The organism is Halovenus marina (assembly GCF_051414115.1).
GTDB classification, from domain to species: domain Archaea; phylum Halobacteriota; class Halobacteria; order Halobacteriales; family Haloarculaceae; genus Halovenus; species Halovenus marina.
Genome location: NZ_JBLKNZ010000001.1, coordinates 223,842 through 239,406, shown reverse-complemented (window position 1 = coordinate 239,406; position 15,565 = coordinate 223,842). Strand labels below are relative to the sequence as shown.

The 15,565-nt window shown below is 59.4% G+C and carries 23 protein-coding genes; 8 read left to right on the top strand and 15 right to left on the bottom strand.

What is annotated here, in order from left to right:
- Window positions 1-146 precede the first annotated feature (146 nt).
- The gene (locus ACMGFL_RS01340; protein WP_436933730.1) at window positions 147-1,577 is read left to right on the top strand and encodes a hypothetical protein; all 1,431 of its coding nucleotides are present in this window, start codon (window positions 147-149) and stop codon (window positions 1,575-1,577) included.
- A gap of 381 nt (window positions 1,578-1,958) precedes the next feature.
- Window positions 1,959-3,170, top strand: a complete 1,212-nt coding sequence (locus ACMGFL_RS01335; protein ID WP_436933729.1) for a tyrosine-type recombinase/integrase — start codon at window positions 1,959-1,961, stop codon at window positions 3,168-3,170.
- Between the two features lie 4 nt (window positions 3,171-3,174).
- Here ACMGFL_RS01335 and ACMGFL_RS01330 read toward each other — a convergent pair whose 3' ends face one another.
- From ACMGFL_RS01330 to ACMGFL_RS01290, 9 genes are all read right to left on the bottom strand, one after another.
- A complete protein-coding gene (locus ACMGFL_RS01330; protein WP_436933728.1) occupies window positions 3,175-3,342 on the bottom strand; it encodes a hypothetical protein in 168 nt (55 codons plus the stop codon).
- Window positions 3,339-3,725 (bottom strand): hypothetical protein, encoded by a 387-nt coding sequence (locus tag ACMGFL_RS01325; RefSeq protein WP_436933727.1) that lies wholly within the window; start codon window positions 3,723-3,725, stop codon window positions 3,339-3,341. The genes ACMGFL_RS01330 and ACMGFL_RS01325 overlap by 4 nt, the downstream gene beginning before the upstream one ends.
- Complete coding sequence (locus tag ACMGFL_RS01320) at window positions 3,722-4,612, bottom strand: ArsR/SmtB family transcription factor (RefSeq protein WP_436933726.1); 891 nt, start codon at window positions 4,610-4,612, stop codon at window positions 3,722-3,724. Before ACMGFL_RS01320 ends, ACMGFL_RS01325 begins: the two co-directional genes overlap by 4 nt.
- Window positions 4,599-5,000 carry a hypothetical protein gene (locus ACMGFL_RS01315; protein ID WP_436933725.1) on the bottom strand — a complete coding sequence of 134 codons (402 nt, stop codon included), beginning with the start codon at window positions 4,998-5,000 and terminating at the stop codon, window positions 4,599-4,601. Before ACMGFL_RS01315 ends, ACMGFL_RS01320 begins: the two co-directional genes overlap by 14 nt.
- Window positions 4,993-5,562: a hypothetical protein gene (locus tag ACMGFL_RS01310; protein ID WP_436933724.1), complete on the bottom strand. Its 570-nt coding sequence runs from the start codon at window positions 5,560-5,562 to the stop codon at window positions 4,993-4,995. The genes ACMGFL_RS01315 and ACMGFL_RS01310 overlap by 8 nt, the downstream gene beginning before the upstream one ends.
- Window positions 5,559-5,780 (bottom strand): hypothetical protein, encoded by a 222-nt coding sequence (locus ACMGFL_RS01305; RefSeq protein WP_436933723.1) that lies wholly within the window; start codon window positions 5,778-5,780, stop codon window positions 5,559-5,561. The genes ACMGFL_RS01310 and ACMGFL_RS01305 overlap by 4 nt, the downstream gene beginning before the upstream one ends.
- On the bottom strand, window positions 5,780-6,613 hold the full coding sequence (locus tag ACMGFL_RS01300) for a DUF7123 family protein (protein ID WP_436933722.1): 834 nt from the start codon (window positions 6,611-6,613) through the stop codon (window positions 5,780-5,782). Before ACMGFL_RS01300 ends, ACMGFL_RS01305 begins: the two co-directional genes overlap by 1 nt.
- On the bottom strand, window positions 6,603-7,118 hold the full coding sequence (locus tag ACMGFL_RS01295) for a DUF7344 domain-containing protein (protein ID WP_436933721.1): 516 nt from the start codon (window positions 7,116-7,118) through the stop codon (window positions 6,603-6,605). The genes ACMGFL_RS01300 and ACMGFL_RS01295 overlap by 11 nt, the downstream gene beginning before the upstream one ends.
- Before the next feature lie 212 nt (window positions 7,119-7,330).
- Complete coding sequence (locus ACMGFL_RS01290) at window positions 7,331-7,477, bottom strand: antitoxin VapB family protein (protein WP_436933720.1); 147 nt, start codon at window positions 7,475-7,477, stop codon at window positions 7,331-7,333.
- Window positions 7,478-7,600: 123 nt separating this feature from the next.
- On the opposite strand from ACMGFL_RS01290, the gene ACMGFL_RS01285 reads away from it, so the two are divergent.
- The gene (locus ACMGFL_RS01285) at window positions 7,601-7,768 is read left to right on the top strand and encodes an antitoxin VapB family protein (RefSeq protein WP_436933719.1); all 168 of its coding nucleotides are present in this window, start codon (window positions 7,601-7,603) and stop codon (window positions 7,766-7,768) included.
- 12 nt (window positions 7,769-7,780) lie between these two features.
- Here ACMGFL_RS01285 and ACMGFL_RS01280 read toward each other — a convergent pair whose 3' ends face one another.
- On the bottom strand, window positions 7,781-8,026 hold the full coding sequence (locus ACMGFL_RS01280) for a hypothetical protein (RefSeq protein ID WP_436933718.1): 246 nt from the start codon (window positions 8,024-8,026) through the stop codon (window positions 7,781-7,783).
- A 38-nt stretch (window positions 8,027-8,064) separates the two neighbouring features.
- A complete protein-coding gene (locus ACMGFL_RS01275) occupies window positions 8,065-8,409 on the bottom strand; it encodes a hypothetical protein (protein WP_436933717.1) in 345 nt (114 codons plus the stop codon).
- A gap of 101 nt (window positions 8,410-8,510) precedes the next feature.
- On the opposite strand from ACMGFL_RS01275, the gene ACMGFL_RS01270 reads away from it, so the two are divergent.
- On the top strand, window positions 8,511-9,041 hold the full coding sequence (locus ACMGFL_RS01270) for a winged helix-turn-helix domain-containing protein (RefSeq protein ID WP_436933716.1): 531 nt from the start codon (window positions 8,511-8,513) through the stop codon (window positions 9,039-9,041).
- Window positions 9,042-9,090: 49 nt separating this feature from the next.
- Window positions 9,091-9,702 (top strand): hypothetical protein, encoded by a 612-nt coding sequence (locus ACMGFL_RS01265; RefSeq protein WP_436933715.1) that lies wholly within the window; start codon window positions 9,091-9,093, stop codon window positions 9,700-9,702.
- A gap of 12 nt (window positions 9,703-9,714) precedes the next feature.
- On the opposite strand, the gene ACMGFL_RS01260 is transcribed toward ACMGFL_RS01265, so the two are convergent.
- On the bottom strand, window positions 9,715-10,776 hold the full coding sequence (locus tag ACMGFL_RS01260; protein WP_436933714.1) for a Cdc6/Cdc18 family protein: 1,062 nt from the start codon (window positions 10,774-10,776) through the stop codon (window positions 9,715-9,717).
- A gap of 105 nt (window positions 10,777-10,881) precedes the next feature.
- On the opposite strand from ACMGFL_RS01260, the gene ACMGFL_RS01255 reads away from it, so the two are divergent.
- A complete protein-coding gene (locus ACMGFL_RS01255; RefSeq protein ID WP_436933713.1) occupies window positions 10,882-11,787 on the top strand; it encodes a hypothetical protein in 906 nt (301 codons plus the stop codon).
- Window positions 11,788-12,270: 483 nt separating this feature from the next.
- On the opposite strand, the gene ACMGFL_RS01250 is transcribed toward ACMGFL_RS01255, so the two are convergent.
- The 3 genes from ACMGFL_RS01250 to ACMGFL_RS01240 are packed head-to-tail and all read right to left on the bottom strand — an operon-like array spanning window position 12,271 to window position 13,301.
- The gene (locus tag ACMGFL_RS01250) at window positions 12,271-12,687 is read right to left on the bottom strand and encodes a hypothetical protein (RefSeq protein ID WP_436933712.1); all 417 of its coding nucleotides are present in this window, start codon (window positions 12,685-12,687) and stop codon (window positions 12,271-12,273) included.
- Window positions 12,680-13,006 carry a hypothetical protein gene (locus ACMGFL_RS01245; protein ID WP_436933711.1) on the bottom strand — a complete coding sequence of 109 codons (327 nt, stop codon included), beginning with the start codon at window positions 13,004-13,006 and terminating at the stop codon, window positions 12,680-12,682. Before ACMGFL_RS01245 ends, ACMGFL_RS01250 begins: the two co-directional genes overlap by 8 nt.
- A 1-nt stretch (window position 13,007) precedes the next feature.
- On the bottom strand, window positions 13,008-13,301 hold the full coding sequence (locus tag ACMGFL_RS01240; RefSeq protein WP_436933710.1) for a hypothetical protein: 294 nt from the start codon (window positions 13,299-13,301) through the stop codon (window positions 13,008-13,010).
- Window positions 13,302-13,503: 202 nt separating this feature from the next.
- Here ACMGFL_RS01240 and ACMGFL_RS01235 point away from each other — a divergent pair, with 202 nt between their 5' ends.
- Together ACMGFL_RS01235 and ACMGFL_RS01230 are read left to right on the top strand one after the other, a co-directional pair.
- Window positions 13,504-13,749: a hypothetical protein gene (locus ACMGFL_RS01235; protein ID WP_436933709.1), complete on the top strand. Its 246-nt coding sequence runs from the start codon at window positions 13,504-13,506 to the stop codon at window positions 13,747-13,749.
- Window positions 13,742-15,499 (top strand): helicase HerA domain-containing protein, encoded by a 1,758-nt coding sequence (locus ACMGFL_RS01230; RefSeq protein ID WP_436933708.1) that lies wholly within the window; start codon window positions 13,742-13,744, stop codon window positions 15,497-15,499. Before ACMGFL_RS01235 ends, ACMGFL_RS01230 begins: the two co-directional genes overlap by 8 nt.
- Window positions 15,500-15,565 lie beyond the last annotated feature (66 nt).

The window sequence follows — 15,565 nt, the reverse complement described above, 5'->3', positions numbered from 1 at the left end:
CTCCACACCAGCGAATCAAGTAATTGCAATATAACAAAAACGATCGAACCCAGTGTTTGGGTATTGTGATTCGGCGGCGCACGTATCTCAGTCTCGTGTTCGCCGGGATAGGTGACGGGTGGACAAGGAGGGAGACGAATGGGAACTTGGTCGAGGGACAGAAGCCGACGATACGCCCCAGACGATTCTCGGCACGGTTCCAAGAGCAGAAACTCGTGCCCGAGGACGGTGACGAAAGCTATATTTTCGGCGAGTCGGCGGTAATGGTCGGTCAGACAGCCGTCGTCGGGGCGATCGGGGCTGTCACTTCGGACGGCGAACGTACTGGTGCTGCATACGTGTTCGAACAAACTGGTGGGGAGTGGGTGCAGCAGACGAAACTCACGCCCCGGCCTGCAAACGAAGACGCCCGGTTTGGCAAGTCCGTCGCAGTAACGAACGACGGTACGCGAATACTTGTGGGGGCACCTAAAAGCACTGGTAACACAGGGGCAGTATATGTGTTTGAATTGGGGGAGGACAGATGGAGCCAACAGGCTATTCTCAAAGGTACTGATGTTGAAGCCAAAGATCAGTTTGGGTGGTCGGTCTCGATAGATGGCGATACAGCTCTGATTGGGGCCAATCAGGCAGCTAGGTCGGATGAACTGGGTGTCGGGGCAGCATATGTCTTCGTTAATCGGGACGATCAGTGGCGACAGGAAGCCAAGCTCACGACTGAGGACGTTGATGCGAACGACAACTTTGGCACGTCAGTAACACTCAAACGAGACACAGCTTTGGTAGGCGTGCAGCCGTCTGAAACAGGTGCCGAACCAAATGTCGAGCAACGAGTGCTGCGGGCGGCGTACGTGTTTACGCGGGATACTGAACAGTGGCACCAGCAGGCGGAACTGACCGTCGAGGGGTCGGATCGCGCCGGGTTAGCAGTTGCACTCGATGGGGACAACGCACTCGTTGGCGCACCAGACATCGATGCGGTATACGCATACGAGCGAGGGGGTACAGGGTGGAGCCAGCAAACCGAACTCACGGCGACAGATCGTGATGGTGGAGATTGGTTCGGGGAGTCACTCGTTTTACATGACAACACCGCTATCGTCGGTGCACCCCGTGACGAGGATCCGAACGGTCGACTCGCCGGTTCAGCGTATGTGTTCCTCCGGGACAGCGATGGGTGGATCCAACACGCGAAACTCGCTGCCAGCGACGGCAGCACCGACGAGAATTTCGGGAGAGCAGTGGCGATGGCAAACGATACGGTTCTCGTCGGTGTCCCCTGGGACAGTGAACCGAATGGCTCCCGGTCAGGATCTGTGTATCTGTATACGATATCGAGGGATGAGACTGTTTCTAACACCAGAGTCAACACGACCACAAGTAGTGACACTGGGCCCACTCCGGGAGAAACGACCAATAATACCGAAGCTCAACCCGGAGAAATAGACGGTGATGATACTATGACCGATCAGACCACTGGTGAAGACGGCACTGAATTCACCTTTTTGAGTGCAATCGCTGTCTTTACGGGAGCGGGGTATCTGCTGTGGCGCTGGACGAAAGGCACAGATGACTGATAGGAATGCGTTCTATTTTCGAACTGCTGAATCGTTACCTTCGTCCGATTCGTGTAGTGTTTTGATGCGTTGAGTTTGACGGGGACGGTGCGTTTGACCTCCATCCTCTATTTACGTACTAACCTTCATTTATCTGTCATACGCCTATATTGGTGAGTCAGCCCTGCCGTTATCCGTGGTTGTTGCATAGAGCTTACGCGCTTCCTTCCACGGCTAAAGCCGATGGACTTCCGCGCTGTTACCGCTGTGAGACCTCCAGGTTCGTCACCCTCTGTTGGCATATCAGACTCATCACTCGCGATGTTCGTTTTTCGTCAGAATATGCCCGGGGAGGGCTCTATACCAGACCTTTACATGCCCGCCATCCGTTGACGTCTCGTAATGCCCGACGACCCGCAACGCGCTGTCGAAACCATGCGCAACAAACTCGACAGCGGCGAGTACGACATCACCGACGCCGACCGGGAGATTCTCCTCGAGTTGGACCGGACGATACAGCTGCTCGGACCGAGTGAAGTGGGGACACATCAACATGAGTTTCTCCTCCGCCGGAACCTGAAGCTCGCCAAGGACGTCGGCGGCCTCGCCGCCGCCCTCGAGGACCGCAGCGCTGCCGAGGACCTCGTCACCTGGATCCATCGCAAACAGAACGGCTCTCCGGAGACGAACAAGGACTACCGCGTCGCCCTCCGGAACTTCGGGAAGCACGTCACCGACGGTGACAATCCCCCGGAAACGCTCGAGTGGATCCCGGGCGGGTATCCCAGCGACTACGACCCGGCCCCAGATCCCGCGAACATGCTCAAATGGGATGGTGATGTCTTGCCGATGGTTGAGGCCTGTCACAACTCCCGCGACCGAGCGCTGATCACGCTCGCCTGGGACCTCGGCCCTCGACCCGGAGAGCTGTTCGACCTGACGCCGAACGACATCACGAGCCACAAGTATGGCCTGCAGGTTACCCTCGACGGGAAGACGGGGCAGCGCTCGCCCGTTCTGATTCCGTCGGTCCCCTACGTCCGCCGCTGGCTCGACGATCACCCCGGTAACGGATCCGACCCCCTGTGGTGTGGATTGAACACTGGCGACTCGATTACAAACAACCGCATCCGCGATGCACTGAAAGATGCTGCCGACCGTGCTGGGGTCGACAAGCCCGTGACCCCAACGAACTTCCGAAAGAGCAGCGCGAGCTACCTCGCCAGCCAGAACGTCTCGCAGGCACATCTCGAAGACCATCACGGCTGGACGCGTGGGAGTGACATCGCCGCTCGGTACATCGCCGTCTTCGACGATGCGAACGAACGTGAGATTGCACGCGCCCACGGGATGGACGTCGAGGCCGACGAGCCCGACGCCGTGGGCCCCATCATCTGCCCGCGGTGTGAACAGAAGACGCCACGAGAAAAGGACGCCTGTGTCTGGTGTGATCACGTGCTCTCCCAGCAGGCTGCCGAGGAGATCGAGGCGCAACGTCAGTCCGCAGTGACTGGGATGCCGAAGGCCGACCGTGACGTCCAGGAGGCGCTCGCGACTATCGAGTCCGAGCTCGGTGACGACGTCAGCATTCGCGTCGAGATGCTCGACGAGTGACGCCTCAGACATCGTACCCCTCCTGCCGGAGTGTTTCGAGTGCGTTCTGGGCGTACTGTGCGTAGTCGATATCAGACTCGGCCACGATTTTGAGTTCCTCGCGAAGCTCGTACAGCCGGTCGAGATTCGCCTCTCGTTTCTGTTCGTGGTCGGGGAGTTCGAGTGTACTCATAGCAAAATCACCACCAGGAAGATCGTGGTCAGGCCGAGCAGCATCGTCAGCAGGCCAGCCTGCAGCGGCGTCGTCGTCGCGCGCTCGCCGGGACGGTAGTCCCGTTCGGGCGTTGGGTCAGCGTAGTCTGCGGGGACGACGGTCGTGAACTCCGAGACGCCGGGCTTGGTGCTCGTGGCAGTCACGACGTCGCCCCGATTCGCGAGGATATGAATGCAGACCTTGACGTGGCTGACCGAGTAGCGGTCGGAGTACTCACCGACAGCTTCGAGGGTCGGCCACCCGTTGAGTCCTGTCTCGATGTCCGCTCGCCCGGCGAGCCCCTCGACGAGTCCGCGGACGTGGTCGAGCGCGTCCTCGCTGGCTTTGTTCTGTGGCGTCATCCGAACACCGCCTCCAGTTGCTTGCGCTCTTTGTCCAGCTCGTCGTCCTCACCGTCGTAGGCGGCCTCGGCCAGCGAGTACAAACACCGACGTCCGTCGTCTGGGTCCTGGCGCTTCTCGACGATACCGTCCTCCTGGAGATTGGAAAGGTGAATGTGGATGGTGTTCTCTGCTCTTTCAGTCAGCGTTTCAAGCTCGGTGACCGGCAATTCACCTTCCAAATCCAGCGTCTCGACGATCTCCCACGCCGTCGGCGGGAAGTTCTCTTCGTCGAGAAGCAGCGTGGATGGGTCGTCACGCTCAACGATTCGGTTCGGCTCGACGACGACCACGTCGCCGTCCGGGCTGTATTCGATCTCGTCGCCCGGCACGACGTCGAGCATCTCCCCGACTACCTGCTGGTTCTGCGGACACGCCGAGTTATCGGCCTGATAATCCATGCAGTCGTCGGGGCCGGGTCCCGGCGCGATCTCGACGCGCCCCTCACGCTCGCGGAAGTGAACGCGCTCGGTGTCGAAGTAGTCACACACGATGCTCGGGACGTTGAACTGCGCGCCCGTTCGGTGGGACCCTTCGGTAACGTCGACGGTGTCGTAGTGGCCGAAGTCCACCGGTTCGTATGGGTTTTCGGACTCGGCTTGGTCGCCCTGCTCGTTGGTATCCTCTGGCTCTGGATCTGCCTCGTCTTGGTCGTCGAGCGTCTCCGGCGGGTATATCGACCCCGGGACGCCCTCGTCGACGTCCTCCGGGATTACGAGTTCAACCGTTGCCTCTACATCACCAGTTTGGAGCGTTTGGACGTCTCGGATAGGTTCGACGTCGACGCCAGCATCCTCGAGGGCACCCACGACCTCGGACAGCGCTGCGAGTTGTTCACTCGTTGGCATCGACGTCACCTCCCTCGAACGTCATCTCGAACTCGATTACGTCATGGAGTGGTTCTCCGTTGAGTGTCGCTCCAGTGTAGGCCTCCTCGACGTCGACCGGCTCCTCGCCGATCGCGCCGAACTCGTGAGCTTCGATCGCGAAGCCGACTGCAACCCACCGATGGGGCGCGGTGACCGGCGGGCCGATCGGCTCGACGTCCTCACCGTCGTCATCACTGCTACTCGACGAGAGCGTGATCAGCGGATGACCAAACAGGTCCGACCGGGACGTCGAGCCGCTGCCGTCGTCGATGACGACCGCCTCGTAGGCAGTGCCATCGCTGGACTGGCCGACGCGGACAGAGTAGTCGCCCGCCTCGACCGTCTCGATAGTCGTGATGTCAGTCACCGTCATCACCTCCGACGAAACAACTGCTACAGGGCAACTCGCCGGGCTCGACGTGCGGACACGCGCCCTGGTCGACCTGCTCGCCCTCGCGACGGGCGGCTATCGCGTCGTCGTGATCGAAGCGTTCGGGGTCAGGGTGGCGCTCCGAGGCCGACGGGCCCGTGGGGCCTTCGCCGCTGGCGTTCCAGCCGCCGTCGGTGACGGGTTCGTCGCGGTCAGATACCGTATCTACTGAGCGATCACGCGCCTTTGCGACTACCTCATCTGACGACCCAACCGTCGTCATGTGACCAAACTCGAACGTGGTATGCGCCTCCGCAGCGGCAAGTACGTCGGCGTACTCGTGATCATCAGGAGTTGCGAACCAGTCGCAGTCGTGGCAGTATGCGTGAACACCTGACCGATCAGTCCCGTCCACAGTCTGACCGCCGTCGGCGACCAGCGGCGGCGCAGCGCCACCGCTGTCATCATCGTCGATGCCGACAAGATCCTTCCCGCACTCGCTGCAGCGCCAGTCACCGTCGTCGTTCGCTGCGCCACAGGCTGGACAGGTCGTCGTCATCGGTCACCTCCGTCCTTCGCGACGCCGCCGTCGAGCGTGCTCTGCCCCTGGGCGTCAGCGTCACCGAGGCCTTGCTGCTCAACCTGCCACTCGTCGTCGCGGTCGTTTTGGTCGCTCGCCGTGCCGCCGACCGGGCCGGTCGACCGGTGCTCGTCGCGACCGCACTCCTTGCATAGTCGCGAGCGCGGAGTCGGGCACCCACAGCGATCGCACCCCATCAGTCGTCACCTCCGTTGGTCGCGCCCTCGACGTCCTGGCCGCCGTCTGTTTCGACAGCCTGTTCAGCGTTCGGACACCCGTCGACATGACCAACGGTGCCGCGTTCCTCGCCAGTCGCGCCACAGCGGTCGCACTTCCAGAACGTCCCACTCGTGATCTTCTCGATCTCGGTAAGCGTTCCGCCATCCGTGACGACTGGGGCGTCCTCGGTCTCCCAGACGAGCGTGGTGTCGCTGGCCTCGAGCTCAGCGATGCGCTCGCCGGAGACGACCAGGACGACGTCGTCATCCTTGGCGGCCTCGCGGATTGCGTCGCCCCGTTCCTGGTAGCTCCCGCCGATGACAGCGCTACGATCCTTCTCGTAGAGATACCAGCCGTCAGTGTCGACGGTGTCGTCGAACTCGCGGAGCTGCTCGGCGTTTCGGCTGGCGTGGGCGTTCTCGTCCGGGCACTCGTCATCGCGAAGGTCGGCCCGGTCTGGGTTCCAGTCCTGGCCGCCGTCGGTGACCGCGCGTCGTTTGATGTGCCACGTGACGGGCGAGGTGCCGTCGGCGCTCCAGCGCTCGACGGTGAAGTGGGTACTCTCGCTGCGAAGGACGGCCAGTGCCGTCCCGATCTGGACAGGTTTCGCGTCGAGTTCGTCGGCAAGATGCCGGGCTTTGAAATACTCCGCGTCGTCGACGACGTCGTCAAGGTGGTCGGTGAGTTCGTCGATGACGGCCTGACTGACGACGCCGCCGGTTTTATCCCTGGGACTCGTCGATTCGTCCAGGGCCTGTTCCCTTGCCCCTGTCTGATTCCCTTTCTGCGCGACGGCGTCGTCAGATGTCATCAGGACCACCTCCGAGTCGTGCGTCGAGATCGGCGAGCACGGCAGCCGCCACCTCCGTCTCCGGCGTTCCGTGTATTTCGCCGCAGTTCTTCTCGTAGTCGATGAAGTCAGCCTCGTCGAGCGTGTCGAGGTGCGTCTGGTACAGCGCGACGTAGACGCGTTTTCGCTGGGTGGACGTCACCTCCTCCGGCGTGCATCCCGCTTCGTAGGCTGCGATGTGTCGCGAGAGGTCGCCGATCCGCATCGGCGCGGTGCGCTCGGCGAGCGCGCGGATGACGAGGCGGCGGCGCTCGGACGCCAGCTGGTCGAGTAGCGTGTCGATGTCGACGCCAGCCGTCGGGTTCGGCCGGTCGTCGGTCGTGTCGGCGCCAGGGGCGAGTCCGGACAGCCTGTCGACGAGGCCTGCGAGCGGGCCGGTGTCGTCGGTAGCATCGTCTTTGTCGCTGGTAGGTGGTCTGTTACTATTCGTCCGTCGGCCTGATGTGTCGAGTGCAGTCAGTTGCATGGTTGCGTGTCCGGACTGCTTGGGACAGTCCGGGCGATTTTACCGACCGACGAGAACAGACCGAGCGGCGCGTGGGGCCGGGAGTCTTTTATATGCTCCCTGTCTATCGCCGCTCGGTCTGTGTGTCGGCCGCGTTCAGCGGGCGATGCATGGGCCGGTCATCGCGTGCGAGCAGATCGATTGGATGGCGGTGTGCTCGCACGCGACAGTGGCTAATTTGCGACCTGTTCCTGCCCGGCGTCTTCCGTTTTGTCGAGGAGATCGTTGATCACTCCATCGAACGAATCACCGGGGCCTTTCTGCGACCGTAGGCGTTCCCACGTATCTCGCTTGATTCTGATCGACGTATCCTCCGTCATACTTGCCTCGCATGTGTGCATACGTGCCTTGCACAAATAGATTAGGGTTGTTGGTATGCGTAATTGCACACAAAGTATCCTCTTGGGGTTAGGTATAAAACTGTGCAAATGCCACATGCATACATGTCCGACGACGATGTCAACATCCGGATCAAACGGGATACGTGGAAACGGTTGAACAGTCGGAAGGAACCAAACGACTCGTTCAACGATGTGCTCGAACGGGTCCTGGATAAGGTGGAGGCTGAAGAGGGAAACGGGAGCAGGATGACGCCACCAACGGCTGACTGACCTTAGCATATTCTACGCCACCCTCGCGACCCGGTGGAGCGCGTCGTCCAGCCAGTCCGGCTCGTCGAGATCCGCCAGCTGCCCATCTCGCCACGTCGTCTCGATCTCCTTCAGCGAGCCAGTGCCCGTGACCGTGAGCAGCCAGCGACGGCCGTCCTCATGGGAGACGTCCAGTCGTGCGCCCGCGCCATCGGGGCCCTTGTGTTCGATCGTGAGGTCGTTGCCGTACAGGGTGATGTCGATAGAGTCCTGTGGCATACAGGCTGACCGAGGGGCTGATTGGGGTTAAAAAGGTGCTAGATGTCCGGGTCGTAATCTTCACTAGGAACCCAATCATGGCGTTCCCATCCCTCATAGTGTTTTAACCGAATCTCAATTTTATCGGCATCCCAAGAACATTGGTGATATAGATAGTCAGCCAGGATATTGAATTTGCTATTATTCAACTGAATTCCTCGCATCCCACAATCGAGAATGAACCTTGCATCACGTAACTCGTCGAAAAGATCTTTTGCTTCCCCCTGTTGATCGACGCGAATCCCTGCTCTATTGACCGTGGTTTCTTTGTCCACTGGACTTCCGTACCGGTGTTTTGAAATCAGATATCCCAGAATACTGCAAACAATATCAGGCTCACTCATTCGATTAAAGTTCTACAACCGCCCCGACAAAAAAGCGGGTGACAATTTAGGTTGGCACCATCCCAAAAGCTATATGCATTCCGGCATCTGAGATAATATGCATGACAAACGATAGTTCCAGTGACGATTTTGACGTCAAAAAATCTCGGCTGGAAACGAACCCGAGTGGTTGGATGACACTCACGCGCTATGAGACGGTCCGGCTGATCGTCGACGCATTATTAGAGGCACCACCGGGATACCAGTTCAACAAATCGGAGCTTGAGCGGAGAGCGGGCGTCAGCCGTGAGGCAATACGTGAACATATTCCGCTTTTGATAGAGTTGGGTGTCGTCGAGGAGATTGATAATGGTGCGTGGGCCGAGTATCAGCTAAATGACGATGGGAAGGTTACAAGACAAATATTCCAGTTAAATAATGCAGCCAATTCTGTGCTCGCTGGCGAGCGAAAGAATGTAAGGTCAAAGCCCATCCCAGCAGTAGAGGAAGCCATTCAAATTGACGAAGAAGCCACTCATCATGTGTTCCAAGGTGAAGACGAAGTGAAACGTGAGATTGGAGCGCAGACTGGAGCGAGTGATGAGTTGATCGATCTCCCGCCATCTCAACGTTCCGTAACTAATGCCCAGTAGAGAACGGATCCGTGGGTCACTTGTTGAGATAACCGAGGGTTTGCAGGAGATGGGCTACGAGATAGATGATTTCTCAGGTCCGATAAAAGAGGATGGGGAAGAGGTAGAACCAGAAAAGATAGAAGATGAAGAGGATGGACGATTTCGATATTACCTTACAATCAAGTTAGAAGGAAGTCAATGTTACATAGTTTTTGACACTGCATTCCGCCATGCCGAGATAACATATCCTCTAAATATTGCTAATACCGTTTCCCGACAATTAGAAACCGACGAGATAGAAGAATTAACCGGTGAGTCGGTCGATTGGGAGAGTCTTGATGAATTGGAGGAATCGGATCTAAAAAGAAACGCTGCGTTAAAGGTGATAGACAACACTGACCCATCGACTGCACATAGAGCATCTTTTAATTTATCTGCATACACGAGTACTGCTCTTGTAGACTATAGACATCGGTTGGCTGAGAATAATTTTCCTATCGAATTTCAATGTACGAGATCTATGTTCCCTTACACGGAAGATGTGACATTACAATATCTTGATGATAGAATTATGCCCGTAATTATTGCTGGCGAACGGGGACGTCGATATGCACAGTATTCATTCGCCATCGAGAAAGAGGACAGACAACCTGCAGAATATGAAATTGAATCGTTATAGGGGTAGAGATATTCACTGAATTTGATACAGAGCCGTTTCATGGGACTTAACACACCCATCACAAACAATATATGTCTGGTTTCGGTTCCCCCCTTGGATTGTGACAAGATCGTAGTCCTCTAACTTCTGCAGTTTCCGCCGCCGAGCACGCTTCGAAAGCGGTGTCTGTTTACGTCCAGCGTAGGCCTGATCTGCAGTCCGTTCATATCGCTCGTGCAGCGTCTCCCCGTCGATCTCTCCGGCCTCGCGAATCAACTCATACAGCACGTGATGGTGGAACGGCAGCGACGCCAGCTGTTCTTCGCGAACGCGACGCCGTGCGCGCTCGTAGGCCTCCGGAAGATCGTCCTGGTCGATGGTCCGCATCCCCCGGTCGCTTGCGACCAGCGCTGCCTCGCGGAGCGCCTGGATACCGAACCGCGCGACGCCCGCGACGTCGTCGGCGATCGTCTCCAACTCCGCGCGCCCGGCGGCCCCATGCCGAAGCCCCTGACTCGCCCGCGCCTCGAGGATGTCCGCGAGCTCGTCGACACCATATCGATCGAGGCCGAGCTCCTGCCAGTCGAACGCCCGGCGTGGGCGGTCGTCGACGCGCGAGAGCCAGCTATCGACATCGTGGGTGATCGCGACGATCGAGAGTGGGTCGACGTCGGCGAGCCGATCGAGGACGCCCGTCGTAGGGACGTCGTCAGCCTCGTCGAGCACCGCGATGACCGGGCCATGCTCGGCGACGCGCTCGCGAAGGGCGAGACAGAGGTCCTCGTGGGGCGTGTTGCTCGCGGGGTCCTCGCCAGGGAGGTCCTCGAGGATCGACCGGATGATCCCGGTGTCGGTCTTCCCGAGACAGCGGACGCGGGCCACCTGTACCCCACCCTCGTCGCGAAGGCGCTGGAGGGCGTGTCGCGTCAAGACGGTCTTGCCGACGCCACTGGGCCCGTGCAGCAGGACGTCCTTCGCGCGCTGCTCGGCGAGCGCGGGCGACCAGGCTCGCAGGAGTGTGTCGACGGCGCTCTCGCGGTGGAGGAGTCGCCGCGGAAGGTGGTCTTCGTCGAAGATGCGCTCGTCGACGATCATGCGAGTCGGAGGTGATGGGTGGCTGGTATATAAATCGGTGCGTCATTTCCGGGTCGGAGAGATATTGCGTGTGGTTTTACAACAACGGCCGTACATGTCCCGGGCATGGAACGACGCCGATACCTCGCCCTGCTCGGCTCGGCGACAGCGCTGCCGCTCGCTGGGTGCTCTAGTGATGACGAAAGTGATGGTGGTAACAGTGGGGATGACTCTACACCAACAGAAACTCCGGAGTCGACACCTACGACCACACCAACAGCGACACCGACGGAGACGCCAGGACGTCCAAATTATAGTCTTAGTGTGAGTGGCGTTCCTGGATCTGTCGAAATTGGTGAAGAATTTACCTATGAGATTACGTTGTCAAACGATGGCGGAAGTACTGGCGATGCGGTATTCGGTGTTGATTTTTCAACCCCAGGCGAGGAGTGGCAAAACGTCGCTGAACAAACGGTTCAAATTGCTCCTGACGAATCCAGAACGCGTGAATCCGACCCGTTCTCATTTAGTCGGATGCGTGTTGTACAATGGCGATTCTGGCTCGAAGGTGAGGACAACGAATCGTACACGTATGAGACAGATGTGGTGAGTGCCTCGTTGGAAATGGAAGAGGGGTATACGAATCCCGAGGACGTCTACGTCGAAGCAATACGGATACAGATGAGCGATTTCTATTCGTATCGAGACTGGCAGGATGAAGTCACAAGAGAGTATGCTGATGAAGGGTCAAAGTGGGCATTATTGATGTTTCGTGCCGAAAACAAAGCCGACTCACCCAAACTGATCCCGTTCCGTGACGATGTCGTCCTGCTTTCAGGCTCGTCACAATTTGATCCGGTGTATATCAATAAAGAGGAAGACATGTATGAGAGTGGTGAGGTGCAACCTGGCGTTGTTCGCGAGGGATGGATTCCCTACGAGATCCCCGCATCGCTCTCAAGAGATGACCTGCAGATCATCTATAGCGGCTCAGACTTTGAAGGTGAATGGCGTGTCGTGTGGCAACCGTAAAAAGGAAAGTTACTCACAAACTGAGTGATCGTGTAGTGGGCCGAACTCCTTTCCTGCGAGTCGGCAAGCTGCGTCGTGAACTATCTCGAAAAGCGTCTCGTCGAGATTCCCACATTCATCGCATCTGAAACAGACAACCTCGTCGTGATGGATGGAGCGGCCTCGATCGGTCGTATCCCATTTCAAGACGGTAAACAGCGTATCGCTACGATACTCTCCTGACTCTTGCATATTTATTGGTTCGGGGTTGTTGCCGTATCGCGAGCGCCCATGGCGGCCAGACAGGTCACACCCAGGTTCGTGGACGATTTGTTCGAGAGTTTCATCGCTCTGATGGCAGATCTCACACCACCACCCAAGCGTCTCACCATGATGAATGTCGAGTTCTGGACGTGATTCAGCTGCCACCAAACCGATGATCGGCTGATCGGGAAGTGGATCTGGTCGAACGTCCATCAGGCGATCACCCCTCTATCTGGGTTTTCAAGCATCCTGTACCTCCAGGTGGGAGTGGACAGCGACGTCTGTCGATGCTGCGATCATCTCATCCAGCTGATCGTCAAGCGTCTCCAAGTCGTATAGGAGATCGATGTCAGCGAGCCATCCATACATCGCGCGTTCACTCGCGACCATAGCGTGTAGCATCCGGTCAACGGTCAGACTCTCCGTTTCGCCGAAGGCTGCCCCGACCGAGTGCTGCTTGACGAGGTCGTCATCGTGTTTAACCGCGTAGCTGACTGAAATAGTCTCTCGCTCATCGCTCCACCGCACCTGTACTTCGACTGCGACACGCTGTAGTTTCACCTCACGGCCGTTTTCCACATCGCGACCGGCTTCCATCGCGATAAGTGGACTGTACTCTGGTTCGATACTGCGGACGCGGGTTTCGTACTCAGGCATCGGCCACCTCCAAGTTCTTAAGAAGGAGTTCGTCGACGCGAGCGTCGGCCTCGAGCAGCGGCGTCAGATCGATCTCGCCGCGCACCATTCGCACCCGACGGATGTGCTTGCACCCGTCGGCGCCGAGTTCATCGGAACGATGTTGCCAGTCACCGCAGGTACAGGCTGGGAGGTCGGGCTCGACGACGTACTGCTCGCCGTCGCCGTTGTCGACGAGGAACAAACCGTCTGCGAGTTGCGCCGTCGCCATGCGCTCGCAGGCCGCTCGGACGCTGCGGACGGTCGTCGCGGGCGTGTCGACGTCGTCAGCGGTCGCCATCTCAGGCACCCTCCTGCACCGCGTCGGTGAGCATCTCGACGAGTCCGACGCCGTACTCGCAGTGGCTCCAGCCCCAGCTGTCGTCGACGGCGTCCATCCAGTCGTCGACGGACTGCGTGTCGTCGAGCAGCCGACGGCCGCGCGAGCCGTCCGGGTGGACGATATGGATTGTCTCCGTGGTCGTGTCGTAGACGTGATGGGCGTCGCGTTCGTCGACGCCGAGCGGGATGTAGTTCGATCGTGGGTCGGTACTTCTTTCAGCGCGTCGTGCGGAGTTTGAAATGCTTCGACTCATGATTCGGGTCGGAGCGCGGTCGGGCGTGCTCCAACACGCCCCGGCCAATTTCTGACCGGCGTCCCGCGCTTCCTATCTCATACTCTAGTCGCCATGCACATTAAACTTACGTTGTAATGTGTAGTAGTACGCTTACAACAAAATACTTACAACGTTGGCACACATCGGTACACTTGTGAGTACGACAACCGACAGCCCAGGTATGCTCAACCCTGGCGACTTGAACGAGATGGATCGGCAGTTGCTGGCGTACCTGTCGGACGGCCGCGTGACACCGGCATATGCTCGAGCACGTCTCGATGACGAGGATGTAGGCGACTACAGTCGAGGGTACGTACAACAGCGCCTGGCTCGGCTGGTCGAGCACAGTCACGCAACCAACCTCTACGACACGGGCCTCTACGAGCTCGTCGACGACCCTCGCGAGGACGATCATGGCGATGGCTGACCCGAAGACCACCGACGCGGACGTCCAGATCACCGTCGGCGAGACCGATTCCAGCGAGGAGTACCGCCTCCCTGTTGAGGATCTGCTCACCGGCCGGGCGTTCGTCACCGGGAAGAGCGGCAGCGGGAAGTCAAACACCGCTAGCGTCATCGCCGAGGAACTCCTCGAACAGGGGCATCCGTTCCTCGTGGTCGACATCGACGGCGAGTACTACGGCCTCAAAGAAGAGTACGAGGTGCTGCACGTCGGCGCCACCGACGAATGCGACCTGCAGGTCGGCCCCGAGCACGCTGGCAAGCTGGCCGAACTCGCCCTCGACCAGCTCGTCCCGATCGTCCTGGACGTCTCCGGCTACGTCGACGAAGACACCGCCGACGAACTCGTTCACAACGTCGCGCGGGAGCTATTCGTTCGCGAGCAGGATGCCCTGCAGCCGTTCCTCCTGGTCGTCGAGGAGATCCACGAGTACATCCCCCAGCAGGGTAGTCTCGGCGACACCGGCGAGATGCTCAAGCGCATCGCGAAACGTGGCCGCAAGCGCGGGCTCGGCATCGTCGGCGTCTCGCAGCGACCTGCCGACGTCGACAAATCGTTCATCACGCAGGCCGACCTGCTCGTCTGGCATCGCCTCACCTGGGACAACGACACCGACGTCGTCAAGCGCGTCGTCGGCGACACCTATGCTGACGCCGTCGAAGACCTCGACGATGGGCAGGCGTTCGTCCAGGCCGACTGGGACGCCGCCGACGTCGAGACGGTGCAGTTCCGTCGGAAGCACACCTTCGACGCTGGTGCGGCGCCCGGCCTCGAGGACGTCGACCGCCCGGAGCTCAAGAGTATCGGCGATGACCTCGTCGACGAACTCGAAGAGATCTCCCAGCAGCACGACCGCCGCCAGGGCCGGATCGCCGAACTCGAAGCGACTGTCGAAGAGAAAGAGGAACGCATCGCAGAACTCGAGGACGAACTCGATGACGCTCGCGACCTCCAACGGCTGGGTGAAGCGCTCGTCGACGGCCTCCAGGGCGAGGACGACGTCGCCGATGTCGACCGGGAGCTCCTCGAGGAGAAAAACGAGACCATCGCCGAGCAGCGCGACAAGATCGACGCGCTCGAAGACAGACTGGACGACCTCGAAGCCGAGCGCGACGAACTGCAGAGTGAGGTTGATCGCCTCCAGGGCGTCGAGGAGCGCGTCGAGCAGGCCGAGGCCATCGAGGAAGAGATCGAGGCGGTCAAAGCGTGGTTCGCGAGCGCCCCCGATGCCCTTCGGGACGTCGACGATCGAGCGCGCGACCTCTTCGCGGCGGTCGGAGACCAGGAGGACGTCGACGAACAACTCCGGACGGAACTCGAGGACGCACGCGAGCGCATCGACGAACTCGAGACCGATAACGAACGTCTCCGCGAGGAGGGAGGCAGCGCTGGCGGCGCGAGTGAGCTATCCGATCTCGTCCAGCACGACGCAGTCCAGGCAGCCGTCGACGTCGCGAAGGACAGCTGTGACCGGTCGCCGGAGCACATCGACCGCGTGCTGGCGGTACTCGCGAGTTCAGACGGCGGGCCGTTATCGGTCGCAGAGATCGAACCCTTGACCGAGACGTCGGAGACGACCGTCCGGCAAGCGTGCAAGGCGCTGTTCGAGGCTGGCGTGCTGCGCCGGGAGAGTGACGGCCGGAGCCATCAGTACGCGCTCGACGAGGACTTTCTGCAGCGTCGGATCGAAGTCGCTGAGCAGCAGGTCAACTAGCCAGCCCTCGAAGTCCAAGAACGAGGGCGGCGAGTGTGATCCCGCCTACTGCAGCGAAGGTCATGT